The organism is Paenibacillus sp. FSL W7-1332 (assembly GCF_037969785.1).
Lineage (GTDB): Bacteria > Bacillota > Bacilli > Paenibacillales > Paenibacillaceae > Paenibacillus_AQ.
In genome coordinates this window covers 3529622-3551671 of record NZ_CP150209.1, presented here as the reverse complement: position 1 = coordinate 3551671, position 22050 = coordinate 3529622, and the positions used below count along the sequence as shown (strand labels likewise).

Below are 22050 nucleotides of genomic sequence, written 5' to 3'. Positions count from 1 at the left end.
TGCTAACAATTTCTATATTACTACCAAAATACACGGTATTGAAAAGTAGGGGGCGAGCTTGAACCGATCTTATGTCGCAGATCCATTCATACGAAATGAACACGAGGTGAACATTGCGGAGAGGGCAGACCGGCTGGCCGCCATATTCGCGGAGAGAGCTCCCAAGCATGATTCGGAAGGATCGTTTCCGTACGAGAACTTTGAAGATCTCAAGGCGTCAGGCTATTTAAAACTAACCGTTCCCAAGCGATTTGGCGGAGAGGAAGCCTCCGTCTATGAAATGGTGCTGGCCCAGGAACGGCTGGCGCGCGGAGACAGCTCCACCGCACTAGCTGTCGGCTGGAGTATCAGCCTCTTGCTTAAGCAGCGTCTGACCCGGGCTTGACCCGAGGCTTTGTTTGAAAACCTGTGCGAGTCGATAGAGTTGATGGCCTTGTTGGGCGGAACCGAAGATGCAAGACCGGCAAGATTACCGTTACTTATCAAAAGAAATCCTACACCTTGAACCCCAAAAATCAAATCATTTAGAATAAGCGCACATACTACCCTACGAGAGAGCTCGTGACTGGTATCTGTCTAAAGCTATTGATCAAAAGCAAAGCGCAGGCTGCAGATGATTGTTTACGGAGTTTCAAATCATCGAATAGCGATCGAACGTATTCAAGTTACTATAAAACAATAGAGAATCGCCAGGTAAACGGAGAAGACTAACGAAAAGCAAATGACCATATAAAGAAAATATCATTTGTAGGACTTTCAACTATTAGCAAGTGGAGGTTGAAGAAGAGATTAAATAGACTAAATCTGAGTCGCGGCAGTTTTGTGTACAATCGACATGACACATTTAATCCCCGGTGTGTAAAATGTGTCATGTAGACAGTACACATTAGGAGGAGTTACGATGGACCTTCGAGCAGCCGCTCATCTCATTAACACTTCACAGCGTAGAGAGTCTGACCCACCGATCGTACATATATTGGATTGTACCGCCTGCAAGAAATCTTACGCGAGACTTCCCCAAGATATTGCGCTTGCTGAACGGAATGGCTCGTTGCAGCTTTGCAACCTGTGTCAAGATATACAAAGAAAGAGTCAGAAGAGTAGTCGTCTTTATGCCAGAAGAAACGGTAATCTGAAGTGGTCAGATTCGCTTGGCATTGCATATCCTACAAAAGGAAGCATCAAGAATGGAGAAGGTCCTTATACCGAGATCATGCACCGATTTGAGATTTGGCTTCGAGACGTGCACAATTACTTACCTGGGCAAGAAATTGAATGGGAGACCCGGAAGCAGTTACAAAAACAATTCTTCCTAGAGTTTATTGATGAGCCCAACCTCTTCTCTACCCAGCCAATTCGGAAGCTTACACATAACGGTGAAACAGTCTATGTATGTACCGGCTGCCAGGCTCAGATGAGCCCGACCTATTTTATTAAATGTTGCCCATCGAAAAAGCCCAAGAGCAATTAGCATCTAGAGTAAGGTACTGAACATACCAGTGGCTTATGCGCTATCCTACCTGTATCCTTAGTGAGGCAGCGTCAGTCTAATACTTAATTTTACTAGGTTATCAAGACCTAAATTTAAGAAAGATAGATATATTAAAGGGTTTCACATATTAGTCATGACTAATATGTGAAACCCTTTATGTTCAACTATCATTTCCCGTTAGATCAACAAGTAATAGGGTTATCATGTATTATAATAATGGAAATTTAATGAAGGGTAGTGTTTTTTAAATTGAAAACTTTTTATTGTGATCTGGAAATCACTTTAAATGTCATTGGCGGGAAGTGGAAGCCTCTTATTCTGTATTATTTAATAAAAGGTCCTAAACGGACCGGTGAATTGAGAAGGCTCATACCCACAATATCTCAGAAAATGTTAGTCCAGTCGTTGCGGGAGTTGGAGAGTGCTAATTTGATTATAAGAAAAATGTACAATCAGGTACCACCAAAAGTGGAATATTCAATATCAGAAATGGGTATGTCACTTGAACCCACTTTGCGAGCTCTTTGTGATTGGGGCCAAAATTATGCAGAGAAGAACTTGAGTAAGGATGAATATCGGAGATTAAATGTAGAATAGAGTAATTTCATTGATCCATTTATTCTGCACTTCATCACAATTATCACTTTTTAGTTACTATATAACATAAAAGTACGTACTATTTTAAAAGTTATGGATGGATCATAATAAGACTTATGGCCATGAAGAAAATCAAAGAATTAATAAAAGGAGTCGTATGTAGATCGATAAGTTTTTGGAGGTGCGTTATGAAATTTGGCTTTATTGGTGCTGGAACAGTTGCTCAAACGCTGGCGAAACATCTATTGCTTCACGGTCATGAAGTTATTCTCAGTAATAGTCGTGGTCCCGAAACGCTCTCAGATCTGGTAAGCTCGCTTGGTGCTGGCGCAAAATCCGGAACACCGTCAGAAGCAGCTGAGCAGGACTTTGTAATATTATGCGTGACGTGGGCGCAAATGCCTGCTGCTTTGTCAATGGTTCCTGACTGGACAGGCCGTGTTCTTATTGATGCTACCAACCGTTTTGAAAATACGGAACCTCTACTTGGCGAATGGTCAGGAAAGAATTCAAGTGAAATCGTAGCCCAATATGCTCCGGGTGCTCATGTAATTAAAGCTTTTAACAGTGTTCCGATGGAATGGATTAAGGATTACACGGAAGAGAAGCCGAAGACTGTCCTGTTCATGTCCGGTGACGACATCCAGGTAAAACAAGTCTTGAAAGAAATTTGGGAGAAGATTGGCTTTGCCTGTATTGATCTTGGATCCTTGAGCCAGGGCGGTCTGCTGCAGCAAATAGGAGGACCTCTCGCCGGATTGAATTTAAATCTGCTGGATCAATACACTGTACGATAACGTTATCCTATACTGCAACTGGTTTATCAATAAAAGTTCAAAGGGGTTACTAATATGGGTAAAATACTTATTACTGGAGCAACGGGTAATCTTGGCAGCAGGACGCTAAACCTTCTTCTTAAAAAGGTTCCGGCAAATCAGGCCGCTGTATTGGTACGTGATCCGCAATCTGAAAAAATCGAAAGGTTTGTTAAAGAAGGTGTGGAGGCCCATCAGGGCGACTATTTCGATTATAACTCCCTTCTGCGAGCTTTTAATGGTGTTGACAAAGTCATGCTTATCTCCGCGCAAGCATTTACCGACCGTAATACGCAACATTTCAATGTCATCGCAGCTGCAAAGGAGGCTGGTGTTAAACAAGTGATCTACACGTCGATCATTCGAAAAGAAAATTCAAATCTTATTTTGCCCGAAGTAACGATGTCAGACTTATTTGCTGAACAAACGCTTAGAGCATCCGGATTAGACTATACCATTCTGCGGAATCCACCGTACCTTGAAACCTTGCATATGTATTTCGGAGATGCGCTTAAAGCCGGCGTGCGAGTACCAGAGGGTTCCGGCAAAGTTGCCGCTGCATCTCTGGATGACTTGGCGGCAGCTAACGTAGCCGTTCTCACTCAACACGGGTACGAAAATAAGACATACACTCTAAGTGGCAGCGAGGGGAGCTCTTTTGCAGACATCGCTGAAGCCCTCTCGGAGATTAGTGAGATGAATATCCCTTATGAGTCAGTTAGCGAAAAAGAATATATAGACTCTATGGTAGCAAATGGCTTGCCTGTTTTCATGACTGATTTTTTATTAGGCTGGGTGCGAGGAGTCAACACTGGAGAATTTTCGGAGACATCCGGGGATCTTGAAAGTCTAATTGGCCGAAAACCAATGACATATAAGGAATTCTTTAAACATCAGTTTTCTAAAGTTGAAGATTGAAAGCAGGGTATGTTTTAGACTAAATTTGAAAAAGAAACAGCGACAGCCAAGGACGAGAAAATTGACTGTCGCTATTTTATTGAGCTAACGTTTCCCGCAATAAACGTCCGGATTGACCGGCCGTTTATGTGACACAACCCATAAAGAAGTGTCGGAGGACAGAAACATTGTCCCATGGAAAGTCGCTATTTTAGCGGCTTTTTTGTTATATCGGTACAAGTTCTTGTCCCGAGCCAAGGACAAGAACTTGTACCGATTGCCGTAAAGGACAAGAACATGAGCCGATTACCGATTAGACAAGTATCTAACTATGTTTCCATGCAATTTCACTAAGCTAACGGGCAGTTTAGCTTAATAATGTTGAAGTTCCAGGATTGTTTTAACAGGGATATAAAGTTCATTAAAGAATAAATACTTAGTGACATTTCGAGCAGAGGAGAAGATAAAGAATTGAGTATATATCGAAGGAAGTCATACAAAATAGATTCAAAAAGAATAGATGAATTTAATCATTTATTTAATGAATTTCTTTTACCTACACAACTCAAATATGGGGCAAGTTTAGTTGGTCGGTGGATGACGGAAGAAATCGAAGGTGCTATTGAAGTCTTTGCGATTTGGGAATATAAGAGCCTTGAGGAATATCAAAATATAGAAAACCAGGTTAAAGGTGATGAAGAGCATGTTAAACGCGTACGGAATCAACACGAGGAACTAAGAATACGTGGAGAAAATCTCTTAAAAGAAGCACCTAAAGAAGACTTTTTATTGAGTACAGTACCTAGGAATAAAACGATACTATCCAATTTTTCATAAAAAACAATTCAACTAACGGGATACAGATAGCTCAATAAAAACAAGAATGCAGCCAATCAACGTAATCGGCTGCTTTTGTTCAACTAACAGGCAGGGTAGTGCAAGAAGGTTGTGGAATACATAAAAATGTTATTATTATACTACTGCATCAATAAATTGGTATTGGATATCTAATTAAAATTATTAACCTAGGGGTAGGTAAACAATGAGCAAAGATTATGAAACTCCTGAAAGAACAAGAGAAAGACTAAGACAAGAAGAATTGGAAAATAATCCATTTGGTCATATGAATCACGGAAATAGTAGGGCTCGGTATAGTATAGTCGATTTAGGTTGGAAAGGCACTTTAGTATTAACTATTGTTATTATTGTCGGTCTTATAGTTGTTCAATATTTTTATTAATGGTTTTAATATTTGAGAAAGCCAAAATTGTCGAGATACAAGATATCGGTACAAGTTCTTGTCCTGAGTCGAGGACAAGAACTTGTACCGATTGCCGTAATGGACAAGAACATGAGCCGATTACCGATTAGATAATATCTAACTAGGTTTCCATGCAATTCATTAAGCTAACGGGCAGGTTAGTGCAGTCATAGTGGCTAGAATAAGATGACCATTAAAATTAAAAGTAAACATTCCGAAATAAATGGATTTTCTTTGTGATAAAGTTCCACTACCTTTAATCCTGTATGCACAATGAGAGCTTATTTCTGTAAGCTTATCAAAGATAGCAAGTGAGCATTTTAGCTATCTCAAAATACAGAATAAAGGAGCATTATTTGTGATTTCGAACGAAATGTATTCTGCCACAAATGACACCGATGTCAAAAAAGAAAGTCTTCCATGGGCAGGTCTACTGGCGTTAGCTATGGCAGGATTTATCTGCATACTTACGGAAAGTCTGCCTGCTGGGCTACTACCCCAGATTGCGAGTGATCTTGGCGTAACGCAGGCGCTGGCCGGACAACTGGTTACGTTATATGCAGTGGGCTCCCTGCTGGCTGCCATTCCGCTGACCACGGCGACACGAGAGTGGAGACGCAAACCGCTTTTGCTGCTATGTATCATAGGTTTTCTGGTATTTAACACGGTGACTGCCTTATCTTCGGTGTATGCTATAACGCTAATCGCACGTTTCTGTGCAGGAGTAGCAGCGGGGGTGTTGTGGGGAATGACTGCAGGTTATGCACGCCGCATGGTGCCTGAGTCGTTAAAAGGAAAAGCCATGGCCGTCGCTATGGTAGGCACACCTTTGGCATTGGCGCTCGGGGTTCCGATAGGAACATTTTTCGGAACGTATGCAGGCTGGCGCCTGATCTTTGGAACAGTATCCATATTGACGCTAGCCCTCATTGCATGGGTGCTCTGGAATATGCCGGATTATGAAGGAGAGCCCGCTCAGCATCAACTCCCATTGCATAAAATCTTTTTCATACCTGGAATTCGGCCCATTTTGTTTGTGGTTCTCGCCTGGGTGCTAGCTCACAATATTTTGTATACCTACATTTCCCCTTTTCTGGCCGACACGGCACTGGCCCATAGAGTCGATCTGATTCTGCTATTATTCGGTGTGACTTCAGTAATCGGCACTTGGATCATTGGGTTGCTGATTGATCGTTATATGAGAATACTGGTTTTATCAAGCATTGCGATATTTGCCCTTGCCTCAGCGGCAATGGAAATCTGGATAAATCAGCCGGTCGTCATCATCTTCGGTGTCATCGCATGGGGAATGACCTTTGGCGGAGCAGCCACATTACTACAGACAGCCATTGCACATGCAGGTGGCCAAAGTGCGGATATCGCTCAATCCATGCTAGTAACGGCGTGGAATCTCGGAATCGGTGCAGGAGGAATTGTTGGGGCTATCCTGCTTGATTGGATCGGGGCCAGATTCCTACCAGGTTCATTGGTTCTCTTGTTGCTAATTACCCTTATTATAGCTTGGACCGCCCAAAATCACGGATTTCCTAGATCTCGCTAAAAGCGGATTTTTATATCGGAAAAGATCAGTTGTTAGGAATCCCTTCTAAAACGGCTTCATTCTTTATACGAAAGACCGCCCATCCATGTAACCGATAGATGGGCGGTCTTTAAATAAATGCGTAATACTCAGATGAGGAGGTTGGTTCCTTCAATCAGGTTTTTATGCGCAATAGGCGAAGACATCGCGATAAGTGTAGTGTAGGTTCCGAATTTGTCACACTGATCTCCAAACGCTTCTAGGTCCGCGATGGAGTCTGTCATGACTTTTAATAAATAGTTATGTTCCCCGCTTACGCGATAACATTCCACAACTTCGGGGGAAGAACGGCAGAAATCAAGGAAAGCATTGCATTCTCTGGTCCGAAAAAGTAGATAGGATGTACTTTGTTTTCCTATTTTTTTGGGATTTATAACGGTACGATACTCTTCAATCACCCCGCTTTCTTCCAGTCGCTTCACTCGTTCCGTGACGGCTGGCTGTGATAGTCCCACCAACTTTCCCAATTCGGTCATGGACAATCTGGCTTGGTTTTCCATATGAAACAGGATGTTTTTATCGATCTGATCCACATTATCGCTTCCTTTTAATGTATAGGTTATTTGAATAAAGTTCCTTCAGATTAACGGTGATTGAAGATCGATTTTTTGAAAATCTTATGTAATGTAGAAGAAATTATTTATATAATAAACGCACTTACTTTAAATAATCAAGTGGGACCTTTAAGAGAGGGGATGGGGAGTCCACATATTGAAGCTGCAAATATTAGCTGAGCACACCGCAGTCATTGATTCTATTTGTAGTTTGGAAAGCACCGCGGAAAGATTAAATCTGGAATAATTTGAAATAAACGAACAACAGTATCGTTAAGCTAACGGGAAACGATAAGTCAATAAAAACAAGAAGGCAGCAGATCAATGTGATCGGCAGCTTTTGTTCAACTAACGGGCAGGATAGTCGAACAAAGTGTCTAAAACTCTTTTTCACACTAAAGCTTAGAACTGCGGTATAATTCGGTAAAGTATTACATGAGTGGGTGAGTAACTTGACGTTAATAAATAATAATGTCCAAAAATTGGTACAAGAGACTGTGAAGAAATTTATAGATCCTAAAGCAGAAGTTTTAAGCATTGAAAGCAAGGCGATTAATATGGGATTACAAGCAGTTGAGTTAATGCGACATAGTGTACTAATAAAAATACTTAACGAAACCTCAAAGTTGTCTCTTGTTTCAAAACATGCTACCAGGATAGAACGGCTGGTACTAACAAGGCTTTACTCACAAAAAGCAAGTGTGCCTTTTTCTCTGTCATATGGCTCTGAAGTAGATGAAAGGTCTCTTATTTGTTTACAGGATGTTGATTATCAAACGGATTATAAAACTATAAATATTAGGTTGCTTCAGAAAAGTGAACCGAGTGTACTATCACATATTCACATCTCTAACTTTGGTCAAAAAAAAGAACTTTCATGGTTACCTGAGGTAGACAGCTCCCATATTGAAAAGATGTTATACGAGCGGTGGAAACCCCAATGGCATGCAGCTAAGGGGAACGAACAGTTTAGAGCAACCTTCGGAGAATACATACCTTTAGTAGAAGATGTGGCAAATACGATTTCCGAGGATATACAATACGTAATAAAAGATGAGAGCAGTCAAACATTAATTCATAACGACCTTAATCCAGGAAACGTGTTAGTCCATAACAATACGGATGTAATTTTTATTGATTGGGAAGAAGCTAGGTATGGCTCTTTATTTCTAGACATTCCTCTTCGCTGCGGTACCTCGGAACAAATTGAGGAATATAGGGGGTTACTGGCTGCTAATACTATGGAGTTTTCAGATAATCATTTCAATCAAATGTATGCAATCGCCTCTCGCTACCTAGGACTTAGATATATGAGTTGGAATTTAGGAGCTTGGACTAATAATTCACACGCCAAAGATGACTTAAGGAAATACTTGGACATGGTGGTGGGAACTTCGCTAAACTAACGGGAAACGATAGCTCACTAATGATAAAACTGCAGCCGACCAGTTGATCGATTGCAGTTTCCTTACGCTTACGGGCAGGATAGTTTCGGTATGTGGTATTATTTGATTGATGGAGTAAACTAAAGGGTGAGACATGAGTCAGCGTTGGCCAACAAAGGAAAGGATAACGATTAAAGGCTTAAAAGGGAGTGAACTATATTGAATGTACAGCATTCCTATTTACGACAAATTCAGCTCAAGAGGCACCAAGTACCCGCTTATAATCGTTACCCCTTTGATTTGGCGGTCATTCGAAGCCTAAATACTCTTGATTTCCACCCCAAGGTAACCTATATCGTAGGTGAAAATGGGATGGGCAAATCAACACTGATGGAGTCCATTGCTGTCGCATGGGGATTTAACCCGGAGGGTGGGACGATCAACTTTTCCTTCTCAACCCAGGCTACTCACTCCAGCTTATATGAATATATACAATTGATCAGAGGTCCGCGACGCCCGAGGGATGGCTTCTTCTTCCGGGCAGAAAGTTATTATAATTTAGCCACGACGATCGATGAGTTGGACAGCCAACCTTCATTCGGTCGCCCTATTAAAGATTCGTACGGTGGCAAGTCCTTGCATGAGCAATCGCACGGAGAGTCGTTCTTTTCCACTTTCATTCATCGATTCGGGGAGAATGGATTATATATACTTGATGAGCCTGAGGCTGCATTGTCTCCCCTTCGCCAAATGGCGATGCTGACACGAATCCATGAACTTGTTTTGCAAAACTCTCAATTTATTATTGCGACTCATTCCCCAATCCTTATGGCATATCCAGATTCGATTATTTACAATCTAAAGCCGAATGGTATCGAGGTCCAAGTATTGGAAGAGACCGACCATTTTATGATTATGAAAGAGTTTGTGAATAACAAGGATAGGATGCTCAGAGAGTTATTCGCAGAAGCTCAAGATTAAATCCACTGCTATCCTATGGAACCCAAAATTTCAAGAGAGGTCGTTTTAAACGAAGAGATCTATTGTCATGATTAAGCTAACGGATAACTATAGCTTAATGATGACCCGAAGGCAGCCGACGACTAAGATCGGCTGCCTTCGCTGCGCTAACGGGGGCAGGGTAATACAATAGGATATTAGTCTTTTATGGTAAGATTATAGAACAAGAAAATATAGTTAAAGTCGTCGTTTTTAGAATGAACAGTATGAAATTATAGGAGAGTCCTAAAATGAAAAAGAAAATGAACTATTTAATTTTAATTTTAACGATCATCTTTATGGTTGGTTGTACCAACATAGAAGATACATCCAATACAGATGTAGAAACAGATTCACAAGAAATAACCACAGATACAACAACTAAGAATAGTGAAAAAAAAGCAGCTGTCAAAGCGGTTGTTGATGAACCAGTAGGAGAGGAAACATCAACACAACCAAATAACGAATTGTTTTTAGGATACAAGCTTATCGAAGTCGATGGTGGTGATTTGTCTGGGCATCGTGAACCTAACGTTGTTGTTGACATTGGATACGGAGACCGTGAATATTGGGCATTTACTAATGAAGATGGGCAATTAGTACGTGTCATTGCTGATGAAATTATTCTACAAGACGACCGTAACGAACTTGTACTATCGTCTGGCAGATACTACCCTGATGAGGCAAAGGTTCCTGGTGTCGAAAGTGACGTTTTAGATGAAGGACATATCATTGCTGATTCTCTCGGAGGGGTATCGAATGCATATAATATTACCCCACAAGATAGCACACTCAACCGACATGGTGATCAGGCTTATATGAAAGATACGAGCTCCTTCAAAAAGAAGAGCAAGAATTAATAAATAGAATACAAGAACAAGATGTTAAGACTGATGAAATCAGAAACCTATACAGCCTCGACGAAAACTATTTAGGAATGTATATAGACCAAGCTTCAGGAGGTACAATTAATATAGGATTCAAGGAAAATACAACTTCTATGTTGGAGGCTAGTTCCATTAATAGCTTTCTGCCAATTAAAACTTTTGAAGCTGAGTATTCTGAAAAAGAAATGGAGGATGCAGCCAATCTCCTACGCAGCAATCTTTCAATAGTAACTGAATTAATCCCAAGCCTTCTTTATATTAATGTTGACTTTATTAATCAAGAAATTCAAATAGGTACTATAGAGGAAGTTAATGATGCCGATGGTTTAATAGTCCAAAAAATCAGTGAGATTACTAGACAAAATAAAAACCTATTTAAAATAGTTACAGACCCAACTTCAAAGACAGAGGATAATTTACGTAGGGATCGCATTAGACCCTTACAGGGGGGATTAACTATTGATTCGGCACCATCTACAGCTGGAAATTGTTCAACAGGTTATTCTGCCTTAGATTCTTCAGGTAACCCGTATATTATGACTGCAGCACATTGTTGGTATAAACAACCGGGTACAGGAATATATCAGTCCGATGCGTATATTGGTACCTTTAGTAGTATAGCCCATTATGGGAATAACGTAGATGCTGCGGCGATACGTGTTAGTTCAACCAATCTTCTAAGTAATCAAGTCTACAACGAAACCACAAGGTTAACAGCTCTGCAAGTTCCAGGTAATGATGTTATAGGTGAGGTCGTGTGTATCTCAGGACGAAATAGAGGAGAAACCAACCCATGTGGTACTCTGCAGGGTAAAAGCGCTAGTGCATTTTGGGAAATAATGGATAACGGAGTCTTAACAAAAGTATGGTTTTGTCGGGGGACAAGAACATAGTCGCATTGTAAGTCGCTAAAATAGCGGCTTTTTTGTTTTATCGGTACAAGTTCTTGTCCCGAGTCGAGGACAAGAACTTGTACCGATTGCCGTAAAGGACAAGAACATGAGCCGATTACCGATTAGATAAGTATCTAACTGTTCTCATGCATTATCATTAAGCTAACGGGCAGGATGGTGGGATACAACGGCGAATACATATGTCAATTCAGTAAGGAGGTTCAATGTCTTTTCCATTTGATTGCATCAGTGATTTTATGTTTTTCGAAACGGAGATCGGACACGCAGATGTTATTTTAATCCCAGGCGCGAGTCAACCTCAGTTGATGGAAAGAGCCGCAACGTTATACCATCAAGGGCTCTCTTCCTTGATATTACCTTCTGGAGGTTCCACCCCATATGTAGAAACAACCGAATGGGAATATCTACAAAATGTGGGTGTTTCGTTAGGGGTTAATCCTAAAGCAATACTTAAAGAAGATAAAGCAACGAATACCTTTGAGAATGCTCGCTTCTCTTTGGAAGTATTACAGCAACAAGGGATTCACCCTAAAAAAATTTTATTGGTCTGTAAAAATTATCATGCACGAAGAGCACTACTAACTTATCAATTTCATTTTCCTAGAGAGACTATTTTTTATGTTAGTCCAATAATTGATAAATCAGGGACAACTAAAGAGAACTGGTTTCTAGAAGACGATAAAATAAAGCTCGTTATGGATGAGTTAGAGAAGGTTGGGAAGTATTTTAGGCGACAAATACCGAAGTGGGTTGAATAGCTATTTATTCAACTCCCTCGAAGTGATTCAATTTCCTCACTCAAACTCATGAATTCGCAGGATTTCACCCTGAGCTAAACATGAAAGAAGAGAATCCAGGGGAGTCGGTGGCTGGGGACAGTAGAAAGGGCATGCGGGAACAAGGGTGTTGTGTCCAATACCCACTTTGTTCCATATCATGCACGTCTCCACTTTGCCCTAGTGATTCTCACTCCCATGTCTCAACGGGTCTTAGCCCTTTCATTCCTTCGTCACATCTAACTAAGGGGTGGAGGTCGGTCTTTCTAACGGAACGGGTCCGAGCCCTTTTGTTTAATATCTCCCGATACCTCGTGCTTCTTGTCATCCTGCGAATGCATGAGCTGGTGAGAAAAACTGCTTAAGCTGCTTGCGGAAACACTTTAGTCGAGTCGTAAGCTTCACTGCTTTTGGCCAGACCAACAAGCATACGGGCGACTTTACCGCACAATTTCATTATAGATTTCATTTTCTTGAGTTTTTTCACATCGACATTATGGTGGTGCAGGGCTCTAATATCCGGATTGGTCATGACCATGCACATCGTCATGAGATAGAGAAAACGTCGGAGACGAGGGCGGCCGCGTTTGCTAAGCGCCATTTTACCACGCCACTTTCCGGAACTGGCTTCAGTTAAATTGAGGCCGGCATGTCGTAATAAAGCATTTCCATGTACATAGCCGCTCAGATCTCCAGCTTCTCCTAGAATGCCAGCCAAGCTCGTTGCATTCAAACCCTGAATATCGAGCAGTTTCTGTGCATAGGGGATACGCCTCAAGATGAGATGAAGTTCATGCTCAATTTGTTCAAGTTGGCGCTGAGCCAAGTCATATTCCTCTAGTAGTTGACTCAGATGAAGCTTGTAGGCTTGGAGTGCCTGCGTGGCGCCAATGCTGCATTTTGCTAGTTCAATGAGCTGTTCCGCTCGTTTAACTCCAGCATGACGCTTTACATATTGTTTCCAACCGGTAAGAACCTCTTCTGTGGTTAATCTACTAATTTCCTCCGGTAAGGGAAAGAGTCTGAGCGTAGCAATAGAGCTGGTACAGGTAAGGGTTTTAAAGACCTGGCGCAGCTCAGGGAACACGATATCAACCCATCGATGAATTTGGTTAACAGCACTGTTGAGCCGTTTTGTAACCGTGTCTCGGTTAGCCATGAGAATTCGCAGTTCTTCGTAGGCTTCTGGATGAAAACGAACAGGGGAGTAGTACCCGTTTTTGACCATGTCTGCAATGACAAGAGCATCTTTGCGGTCACTTTTAGATGGCGAGTTGTCACGGTTCTCCTTATTCTTTTTAACGAGATGGGGATTAACGAGAACGGCTTCAATGCGCTGAGAAGAGAGCCAGCGCGCAAGATTCAGCCAGTAATGACCTGTAGGTTCCATGCCTATAATGACTTTGTTAAGCTTGTAGGTTTGGAGTAGATCCTGGATCCAGCGTCCAAATAGCTTGAAACCCTCAAGATGGTTACCGAATTCCAGCGGTGCACCTAAAGCAATCCCGCGAAAGCTGACGGCCCGGGCAACATGAGTATCTTGAGCAATGTCTACTCCGACGACCAGATGATGAGCGGTAATGTTTTCAATGAGTTGATTTTGCTTATCTTGTGCTTTAAACTTCATAGTAGAGCGACCTCCTGGATGGGCTTTTTGAGGCAATGACCTCGTGTGTAACCCCATCGTACCGAGGCGCTCGTTTTTGTTCAATCTCCAAAATATTCGTATTACAGGAATTCTAACGGGAAACCATAAAATAACTTTTCAACCACTGGAAACGTTTTAATCAAGGGAGGTGGCTTGGAAACAACGATTTGTAACGGAAGAATAAATGATATTTAAAGATGGAGGAATAGTTATGGAGACGAAGGAAGAAAATTTTCCAAGTGATAGCACCATGGAATCAATCAAAAGTTTAACAGAGAAAGATGCCAAGACTTTCTTGAACCTTATATATGCACTTTTAAAAGACAACAAAAATCCGAGCGAACATTTGATTTCAAATGTATTATCCATTTTTGAAAAACAATTACCGAGAGTGGCTAAAGCAAGACAGAATGAAAACTAATCATCATGCTGCTACAAAACGCTGTGAAGATAAAATAATTGAATTTGAACAACGGATAATGTGTGGGGAAAGTGGTGGGGGTGATCGGTAGCCCGTTAAGCTAACGGGAAACGATAGCTCAATGAAGACATATAGAGGCAGCCGGCTTTTTGGTCGTCTGCTTCTTCTCAACTAACGGGCAGGATATTTTCAAAAGTTTAGAGAATACCCTTCATATGGAATTATTTACGAAGTAGTGAATAAGACGTTATACGACAGTCTCTATAATACATAGAAAAACATAGAAAGGAATCATTGAATGATCATTAGGACCGTTTCATTGTGTCTAATTCGAAGAGGCGATCAAATATTAGTTGAAGAATCATATGATAAAGCAGTAAACAAGACTTTTTATCGACCGGTTGGTGGTACGGTTGAGTATGGAGAGAATAGTAAAGAGACGATAATTCGAGAAGTAAAAGAAGAATTAGATTCCCAAATACAAGAACCCAAGCTAAAGTTTGTCATTGAAAACCTATTTTCATACTTGGATCAGATAGGTCATGAAGTAGATTTCATTTATGAAGCTGATCTTGTTGATCATGACTTATACAAAAGAGAAGTTATCGAAGGCATAGAAGGAATAACTCCATATAAAGCAGTTTGGAAATCAATTAATGGATTCGAAAATAATGAACAGGAAAAACTAGTACCGGATGGATTATTGGACCTATTGCTTGCGAATTATTCAGAGAGAATTAGCAAAGTCGAGCACATTAGAACTACATAAAATCAAAAAGAACAACTATGTAAGCAGAAGCGGAATTCGCCCTTAGCTTTGTCTTCGAGTTCGACCCTTAGTTGGTTGAAGTATTCTTGGACAAGATCGAGGAGCACTAGTTGAATTGCTTTGGCGTGCCGAAGCAATTTTAAATCCTGACACGTAACGATGATACGCAAAATAAATACCTCCTCAAGATACAGAAATAGCCCCGTAGATCAGGTGCTCATGGAATTAATATATGGTTGAAATCCTGTCGCTTTCGGTTGCATTTTACCCTCACACAGTATAGAATGAATTGATGAAAAATTACTGGAAGGGGTGGGAATATGAGGAGGAAACGGAAGGCTTATGATAAGTCGATTGTTACAATTTCATATTCACGTTCCATTAAGACACTAAAGCATTCGTTGCTTTAGTGTTTTTTATTTGCGCGGAGGTGTTAATTTGACAAGGTACAAAAGAGTTCTTATTAAACTAAGTGGTGGAGCAGTGGCCGGAAACACGGAATTTGGTTTTGAGTCCGAAACGTTAGACCATATTGCTAATGAAATTATGTCAGTTGTAAATCTAGGTGTTGAGGTATCATTAGTTATAGGTGGAGGGAATATTTTTCGCGGCAATATGGCGGAAAGCTGGGGAATAGAAAGAGAAGAAGCTGACAACATCGGGACGCTTGCTACTGTTATTAATAGCTTGATGCTTCGAGGAGTTCTTAAAGCCAAAACAGACAAAGAAGTTCGTGTAATGACAGCAATACCTATTACATCAGTTGCAGAACCATACATCAGACTAAGAGCAGTTCACCATCTGGAAAAGGGCTACATAGTAATTTTTGCAGGAGGAAACGGGCAACCCTACGTTACTACGGATTACCCTTCCGTTCAAAGGGCAATCGAAGTTAATTGTGAAGCATTGTTAGTAGCAAAACAAGGGGTGGACGGTGTTCTCAATGCAGACCCTAAGTTCGACAAAGAAGCAAGGAAGTTCAGGTCACTTCACTACAACGATGTTTTAAAATACAACTTGAAGGTAATGGATCAATCAGCTTTCATCTTAGCTAGAGACTACAATCTGCCAATGCATGTGTTTAATTTTGACAAGCCGGGCTCAATGAAAGAAATTTGCGAGGGGAAAGTTAATGGCACAATAATTAGTGGTGAGTCAATTTTGGAATTGGAATGAGTTGAAGAATATGAGGGAGCATAACAGCGCTCCCTCTTTTTCGTAATACTTGCGTTACAGATAGAGCGGAGAACCGTATCACAAGTAGTGGTAAAGCGGAGAATTGAGCTCTTGGTGAGTTTAACTGGGAAGAATAGCTAAATAGTGAGCGAAATTTACGGGCCAGAGAACTGTATTGCAAATTTCTGGACAAATTCAGATGATCAGCAAATTGTTGCACATGTTCGCTACATAGAATTGTGTATAAAATATCGAGTTTTTGTTTATACAGTAAAACAAAAAAGAAAGGACTGTACTTAATGAAAAGAAATGAAACCATTGCTCAAAAACGAACTGTAAGAGGATCCCTAAAATCCGGAAGAAAATAACAATAACTTTTAATAAAATCAGCATTCAGAATGAGTGCATTTGTCGAGGGACAAGAACATGGTCACATTGAAAGTCGCTACTTTAGCGGCTTTTTTGTTTTATCGGCACAAGTTCTTGTCCCGAGTCGAGGACAAGAACTTGTACCGATTGCCGTAAAGGACAAGAATATGAGCCGATTACCGATTAGATACATATCTAATTAAAATTCTGCAGCTATTTCATTAAGCTCCCTCGAAGTGATTCAATTTCCTCACTCAAACTCATGAATTCGCAGGATTTCACCCTGAGCTAAACATGAAAGAAGAGAATCCAGGGGAGTCGGTGGCTGGGGACAGTAGAAAGGGCATGCGGGAACAAGGGTGTTGTGTCCAATACCCACTTTGTTCCATATCATGCACGTCTCCACTTTGCCCTAGTGATTCTCACTCCCATGTCTCAACGGGTCTTAGCCCTTTCATTCCTTCGTCACATCTAACTAAGGGGTGGAGGTCGGTCTTTCTAACGGAACGGGTCCGAGCCCTTTTGTTTAATATCTCCCGATACCTCGTGCTTCTTGTCATCCTGCGAATGCATGAGCTGGTGAGAAAAACTGCTTAAGCTGCTTGCGGAAACACTTTAGTCGAGTCGTAAGCTTCACTGCTTTTGGCCAGACCAACAAGCATACGGGCGACTTTACCGCACAATTTCATTATAGATTTCATTTTCTTGAGTTTTTTCACATCGACATTATGGTGGTGCAGGGCTCTAATATCCGGATTGGTCATGACCATGCACATCGTCATGAGATAGAGAAAACGTCGGAGACGAGGGCGGCCGCGTTTGCTAAGCGCCATTTTACCACGCCACTTTCCGGAACTGGCTTCAGTTAAATTGAGGCCGGCATGTCGTAATAAAGCATTTCCATGTACATAGCCGCTCAGATCTCCAGCTTCTCCTAGAATGCCAGCCAAGCTCGTTGCATTCAAACCCTGAATATCGAGCAGTTTCTGTGCATAGGGGATACGCCTCAAGATGAGATGAAGTTCATGCTCAATTTGTTCAAGTTGGCGCTGAGCCAAGTCATATTCCTCTAGTAGTTGACTCAGATGAAGCTTGTAGGCTTGGAGTGCCTGCGTGGCGCCAATGCTGCATTTTGCTAGTTCAATGAGCTGTTCCGCTCGTTTAACTCCAGCATGACGCTTTACATATTGTTTCCAACCGGTAAGAACCTCTTCTGTGGTTAATCTACTAATTTCCTCCGGTAAGGGAAAGAGTCTGAGCGTAGCAATAGAGCTGGTACAGGTAAGGGTTTTAAAGACCTGGCGCAGCTCAGGGAACACGATATCAACCCATCGATGAATTTGGTTAACAGCACTGTTGAGCCGTTTTGTAACCGTGTCTCGGTTAGCCATGAGAATTCGCAGTTCTTCGTAGGCTTCTGGATGAAAACGAACAGGGGAGTAGTACCCGTTTTTGACCATGTCTGCAATGACAAGAGCATCTTTGCGGTCACTTTTAGATGGCGAGTTGTCACGGTTCTCCTTATTCTTTTTAACGAGATGGGGATTAACGAGAACGGCTTCAATGCGCTGAGAAGAGAGCCAGCGCGCAAGATTCAGCCAGTAATGACCTGTAGGTTCCATGCCTATAATGACTTTGTTAAGCTTGTAGGTTTGGAGTAGATCCTGGATCCAGCGTCCAAATAGCTTGAAACCCTCAAGATGGTTACCGAATTCCAGCGGTGCACCTAAAGCAATCCCGCGAAAGCTGACGGCCCGGGCAACATGAGTATCTTGAGCAATGTCTACTCCGACGACCAGATGATGAGCGGTAATGTTTTCAATGAGTTGATTTTGCTTATCTTGTGCTTTAAACTTCATAGTAGAGCGACCTCCTGGATGGGCTTTTTGAGGCAATGACCTCGTGTGTAACCCCATCGTACCGAGGCGCTCGTTTTTGTTCAATCTCCAAAATATTCGTATTACAGGAATTCTAACGGGCAGATTTGCATAATACGGGTTTAAGGTTTTGATGATAATAATTGATTTAAAAAATTCTTTATTCCCGGAATAAGGAGACCTTCTGATAATATGGATTTGAAGGTATTTGCACCTAATTCTCGATGTGGATAGGATTTGATTAGATAGGTGATTGGTCTATGGTTTAATCCCCTCAGAGTATAGATACATAATTAAAAACGCTGTTGATGTTTAGCTGACAGACAGCAATGTGGTTGTAACTCCGCTTAGTAAATTAATATATGGTTTTAGAAAACTGGAACCACATTTTATTCTTGAGAGGGTGGGTATAATGAGAAGTATAGATTATAGCAATTATTACTGGCAAGATGATGAAGTTAGATTGCGTGCCATACAGGCCGAAGATTGGGAAAGTTGTTACATAAGCGACTTTGATACTCCGGCACGTCGTCTTTTAGAATGTGCTATTGAATTACCACCAACAATTTCTGGGGCAAAAAAATTTGTAGAGGAAAATGCTAATTTCTCTTCTACAAACGGACGGATCATGTTTACCATTGATAAGCTGAATGGGGAAAGTATAGGCGGTATCAATTTAAACAGTATCGACGAGAGAAACGGGACATTTAGTATTGGAATAGTGATAGATAAAGAGTATCGTGGTCAGGGTTACGGTACAAGGGCTATGGAAATTCTCTTAAAATATGCCTTTTTGGAACGAAGACTTAATAAATTTAATGACTATGTTCTTGAAGGAAATGAAGGTTCTTCGAAAATGATGCAAAAACTTGGCTGCATTCAAGAAGGTATACGGCGACAGGTGGTATATATAAATGGTCAATATTTAGATTTTATTTTGTTTGGTTTAACCAAAGATGAGTTTATACAGAAGCAAAATGAGAAACTCAAAATAGGTTGAAGGAGAAGGAGCTTCCTAAGGCAGCTCCTTTTTCATCCGCAAGAAAGAAGGGATCATGGGCATTTTTTACAGAATTAACTTATATATATAAACATCGGTGTCGGGTGACAATCCTGCCTTTGTTACGCTAACGGGAAACTATAGCTGAATAGACACAACGGCAGTTCGGCCAAGAGGTCCCTGCCATTTTCATTAAGCTAACGGGCAGGATAGTTCCAATTTATGGTATTATGTATTAGAAATATTATTACTTTGAATGGGAATGGAGACTTATGGGATGAGAATGTATACAGACCCTAAAGGTGAAGCTTACGAGCAGGTAATAGATTTGGCAATACGGAACTCGGAATGTTTTGTACTTGGGGAGAAAATTCCGGGTGATGCGGTAAGGAGCCATTACACAAGCGTATTGGAAGCGTTGGAACCTTATCTGGTGAAAACAATCATAATCCAAGGTGATAATAGGGATGAGTTTACACAAATAAGAAATACCTATCGCAGTAATGCCTTTTATACTGCAGGAACCTACTATTTTTATAGATGCTGCGAAGAAACCGGGTACTTGCTGAAGCAAATGGCAAACCGCCTGTCGGATTGGATTTACCCTAGCTTGCCGGAAGACTTGTGTTTCTTGAAAGAAGGTGGCGGAGACTACCTTTACTCGGTTGTCCATGAACATATGTATGGTATGGAAGTAACTGAGGAAGAAGCAATCGAACTGATGGATCGAATTACAGGGCTTTTTTTGGAATTAAATTCTCACTGGGACCTGAATCGTCTGCTAGATGATGCCATTAAGCATAAAACCGACCGGCTGTATATAAGCGGACATGGGCTGACAGAGCTGCCTGAGCGAATCCGGGAGCTTACAGAGATGCGTGATCTAGAAATTTTTGAACAGGATCTTTATCGTCTACCCGAAGGGCTGTTCGAATTAAGCAAGCTTGAACGCTTGAAAATCATGACGGCTGATTTGGAGAGTATTCCCGCATCAATAGCCAGACTGAAGAACCTGAGAGAGCTTTGCATCCAATGTGCGAGCTCGGATCGGCCGGCTCCCGGGTATCGGGTTAAGCCGAAGGAAGAGATCAGCCTAAACAGCATCCCACCGGAGATTGGAAAGTTGGAACAACTGGAGCAGCTTACGATTCAATACACCTCGATCCATGAGCTACCCCTCGAGCTAGAGAAGCTGAAGCACCTGCGAATCTTGGACTTAGGAATGAGCATGATCAATCGAAAGCCAGATTTCCTCTATGGTATGAAGCAATTGAAATATTTAAATGTGTCACGGGATTCGTTATGGGAAACGATTGAATCAGAACAGTAGCGTAATGCATTACGCTAACGGAGAACGATAGGTCAATAATGACAAAAAAGCTGCCGGCCAGAGTTAGCGGCTGATTAGCTATAGAAAACTCACTTCCTCTTATCCATTTAATAAAAAATAATAAGCAGGGCATAATACACCAAATTAAATTGTTACATTCACTTGCTGAGATTCCTTTAAACAAAGTGAAGTGATTTTGGATACTCTCCTGAAGACGGCAGCTCATTAAAGACTAGAAGACAGCCTGTTATTGATGAATAAGCACGAAAGCAGCCGACAGAAACAATGGCTGCTCTTTTTATTTAATCTAACCAACAGGGTTGCACGCACAAGTAAATATTAATCGATAATTGAAAAGCGTCATTGCTCACTTTAAAGGCAGAAATATGTAAATTGTCAGTAGTTAATTAGATACGACGCATATATTAGAATAATGATTTGAATTAAGGAGGGTGTTATATGCAACCTCAAATACCTAAAGATCCTGTAGTCCCTAAATTAACTGAAGTACAGATAACAGAATTAACTGATATCGTTTTCTTATCTAAGGAAATATTACCTTGCGATGCTATTTTTGTTTTTGGAGGTACTCATCCAGGGCATTGGGAAGCCGCGATTGACGCTTATAAAAGAGGCTTGGGAAGAACTATTATTGTCACAGGAGGAGTCAGCCCTACAGGAATCAAGCATGAGAATTGGGTAGATAAAACTGTACCAGAAGCGCATGTCATTGTTAATAAACTAACTGAGGCAGGTATTCCTTTAAATGTAATCGTGTACGAAGATCGCTCAAGGAACACGTTAGAGAATGTTTTATTCGCTAAAGAAGTATTTAACTTCGACGCTATCGAGTCACTTCTAATTGTATGCAAATCTCATGGTGCAGGCAGACAATATCGTACATTAGCGAAGCATTTGCCCCCAAACATTAATTATTTTTCATATGGCTTTGATTCAAGTTATAATGGCCAAACGATTAACAGAGAAAACTGGATGCACAGTTCAATAGGTCGCTCGAGAGTGTTTGGAGAGTATTTGCGAATCTGTTTTTACGGTGACCGTGGAGACATACTTCGCTTAAATAAGAAAGTGGAGGGACTCACTTAAAATATGGATGATTGATTTATTTTATTCATGCGACAGCGGTAGTACCCTTTAAGATACATATGTACAAAATACGAGTTTTGTGAAACAGACGTTAGGTAAAAACTCCTTAGAATGGTTTTCTAACTGATTTTTCTGATTTATTGCTTATTCTACAATTATTAGATTTACTCATCCTA

20 protein-coding genes and 2 pseudogenes are annotated in these 22050 nt (G+C 41.1%); 19 read left to right on the top strand and 3 right to left on the bottom strand.

What is annotated here, in order from left to right:
* Nucleotides 1–58 precede the first annotated feature (58 nt).
* From MKX98_RS15800 to MKX98_RS15765, 8 genes and pseudogenes are all read left to right on the top strand, one after another.
* Nucleotides 59–382: pseudogene (locus tag MKX98_RS15800) on the top strand (acyl-CoA dehydrogenase family protein); the annotation flags it as partial.
* 519 nt (nucleotides 383–901) lie between these two features.
* On the top strand, nucleotides 902–1471 hold the full coding sequence (locus MKX98_RS15795) for a hypothetical protein (protein WP_194542629.1): 570 nt from the start codon (nucleotides 902–904) through the stop codon (nucleotides 1469–1471).
* Nucleotides 1472–1741: 270 nt separating this feature from the next.
* The gene (locus tag MKX98_RS15790; RefSeq protein WP_194542628.1) at nucleotides 1742–2089 is read left to right on the top strand and encodes a helix-turn-helix domain-containing protein; all 348 of its coding nucleotides are present in this window, start codon (nucleotides 1742–1744) and stop codon (nucleotides 2087–2089) included.
* Between the two features lie 188 nt (nucleotides 2090–2277).
* Entirely contained in the window at nucleotides 2278–2886 is a 609-nt protein-coding gene (locus tag MKX98_RS15785; protein WP_009594196.1) for an NAD(P)-binding domain-containing protein, read from the top strand.
* 54 nt (nucleotides 2887–2940) lie between these two features.
* Nucleotides 2941–3822 (top strand): SDR family oxidoreductase, encoded by an 882-nt coding sequence (locus MKX98_RS15780; protein WP_194542627.1) that lies wholly within the window; start codon nucleotides 2941–2943, stop codon nucleotides 3820–3822.
* Between the two features lie 450 nt (nucleotides 3823–4272).
* Complete coding sequence (locus MKX98_RS15775; RefSeq protein WP_233354872.1) at nucleotides 4273–4638, top strand: NIPSNAP family protein; 366 nt, start codon at nucleotides 4273–4275, stop codon at nucleotides 4636–4638.
* A 205-nt stretch (nucleotides 4639–4843) separates the two neighbouring features.
* On the top strand, nucleotides 4844–5041 hold the full coding sequence (locus MKX98_RS15770) for a DUF6366 family protein (RefSeq protein WP_036662945.1): 198 nt from the start codon (nucleotides 4844–4846) through the stop codon (nucleotides 5039–5041).
* Nucleotides 5042–5435: 394 nt separating this feature from the next.
* Nucleotides 5436–6623, top strand: a complete 1188-nt coding sequence (locus MKX98_RS15765; protein WP_194544782.1) for an MFS transporter — start codon at nucleotides 5436–5438, stop codon at nucleotides 6621–6623.
* 128 nt (nucleotides 6624–6751) lie between these two features.
* Here the strand turns inward: MKX98_RS15765 and MKX98_RS15760 are convergent, their stop codons facing one another.
* Nucleotides 6752–7195, bottom strand: a complete 444-nt coding sequence (locus tag MKX98_RS15760) for an Lrp/AsnC family transcriptional regulator (RefSeq protein WP_194542626.1) — start codon at nucleotides 7193–7195, stop codon at nucleotides 6752–6754.
* Nucleotides 7196–7659: 464 nt separating this feature from the next.
* On the opposite strand from MKX98_RS15760, the gene MKX98_RS15755 reads away from it, so the two are divergent.
* The 5 genes and pseudogenes from MKX98_RS15755 to MKX98_RS15735 all read left to right on the top strand — a co-directional run bounded on the left by MKX98_RS15755 (nucleotide 7660) and on the right by MKX98_RS15735 (nucleotide 12159).
* Nucleotides 7660–8622, top strand: a complete 963-nt coding sequence (locus MKX98_RS15755) for a phosphotransferase (protein ID WP_194542625.1) — start codon at nucleotides 7660–7662, stop codon at nucleotides 8620–8622.
* A 198-nt stretch (nucleotides 8623–8820) separates the two neighbouring features.
* A complete protein-coding gene (locus tag MKX98_RS15750) occupies nucleotides 8821–9582 on the top strand; it encodes an AAA family ATPase (protein WP_194542624.1) in 762 nt (253 codons plus the stop codon).
* 269 nt (nucleotides 9583–9851) lie between these two features.
* A pseudogene (locus MKX98_RS15745) lies at nucleotides 9852–10427 on the top strand (hypothetical protein); the annotation flags it as partial.
* A 110-nt stretch (nucleotides 10428–10537) separates the two neighbouring features.
* Nucleotides 10538–11380, top strand: coding sequence for a S1 family peptidase (locus MKX98_RS15740; protein ID WP_339224027.1), 843 nt, complete (start codon nucleotides 10538–10540; stop codon nucleotides 11378–11380).
* A gap of 224 nt (nucleotides 11381–11604) precedes the next feature.
* On the top strand, nucleotides 11605–12159 hold the full coding sequence (locus tag MKX98_RS15735) for a YdcF family protein (RefSeq protein WP_194542622.1): 555 nt from the start codon (nucleotides 11605–11607) through the stop codon (nucleotides 12157–12159).
* Nucleotides 12160–12538: 379 nt separating this feature from the next.
* On the opposite strand, the gene MKX98_RS15730 is transcribed toward MKX98_RS15735, so the two are convergent.
* On the bottom strand, nucleotides 12539–13804 hold the full coding sequence (locus tag MKX98_RS15730) for an IS110 family transposase (protein ID WP_063477462.1): 1266 nt from the start codon (nucleotides 13802–13804) through the stop codon (nucleotides 12539–12541).
* A gap of 232 nt (nucleotides 13805–14036) precedes the next feature.
* Between MKX98_RS15730 and MKX98_RS15725 the strand changes: the two genes are divergently transcribed.
* The 3 genes from MKX98_RS15725 to pyrH all read left to right on the top strand — a co-directional run bounded on the left by MKX98_RS15725 (nucleotide 14037) and on the right by pyrH (nucleotide 16191).
* Nucleotides 14037–14246: a hypothetical protein gene (locus MKX98_RS15725; RefSeq protein ID WP_194542621.1), complete on the top strand. Its 210-nt coding sequence runs from the start codon at nucleotides 14037–14039 to the stop codon at nucleotides 14244–14246.
* A gap of 298 nt (nucleotides 14247–14544) precedes the next feature.
* Nucleotides 14545–15015, top strand: coding sequence for an NUDIX domain-containing protein (locus MKX98_RS15720; protein ID WP_194542620.1), 471 nt, complete (start codon nucleotides 14545–14547; stop codon nucleotides 15013–15015).
* Nucleotides 15016–15453: 438 nt separating this feature from the next.
* Nucleotides 15454–16191 carry a UMP kinase gene (pyrH, locus tag MKX98_RS15715; RefSeq protein ID WP_194542619.1) on the top strand — a complete coding sequence of 246 codons (738 nt, stop codon included), beginning with the start codon at nucleotides 15454–15456 and terminating at the stop codon, nucleotides 16189–16191.
* A gap of 962 nt (nucleotides 16192–17153) precedes the next feature.
* Here the strand turns inward: pyrH and MKX98_RS15710 are convergent.
* Nucleotides 17154–18419 carry an IS110 family transposase gene (locus MKX98_RS15710; RefSeq protein ID WP_063477462.1) on the bottom strand — a complete coding sequence of 422 codons (1266 nt, stop codon included), beginning with the start codon at nucleotides 18417–18419 and terminating at the stop codon, nucleotides 17154–17156.
* 430 nt (nucleotides 18420–18849) lie between these two features.
* On the opposite strand from MKX98_RS15710, the gene MKX98_RS15705 reads away from it, so the two are divergent.
* The 3 genes from MKX98_RS15705 (at nucleotide 18850) to MKX98_RS15695 (ending at nucleotide 21874) form a co-directional block, all read left to right on the top strand.
* Complete coding sequence (locus tag MKX98_RS15705) at nucleotides 18850–19437, top strand: GNAT family protein (protein ID WP_194542618.1); 588 nt, start codon at nucleotides 18850–18852, stop codon at nucleotides 19435–19437.
* A 277-nt stretch (nucleotides 19438–19714) separates the two neighbouring features.
* The gene (locus tag MKX98_RS15700) at nucleotides 19715–20767 is read left to right on the top strand and encodes a leucine-rich repeat domain-containing protein (protein ID WP_339224024.1); all 1053 of its coding nucleotides are present in this window, start codon (nucleotides 19715–19717) and stop codon (nucleotides 20765–20767) included.
* Between the two features lie 459 nt (nucleotides 20768–21226).
* Complete coding sequence (locus MKX98_RS15695) at nucleotides 21227–21874, top strand: YdcF family protein (protein ID WP_339224023.1); 648 nt, start codon at nucleotides 21227–21229, stop codon at nucleotides 21872–21874.
* The last annotated feature ends 176 nt before the right edge of the window (nucleotides 21875–22050 follow it).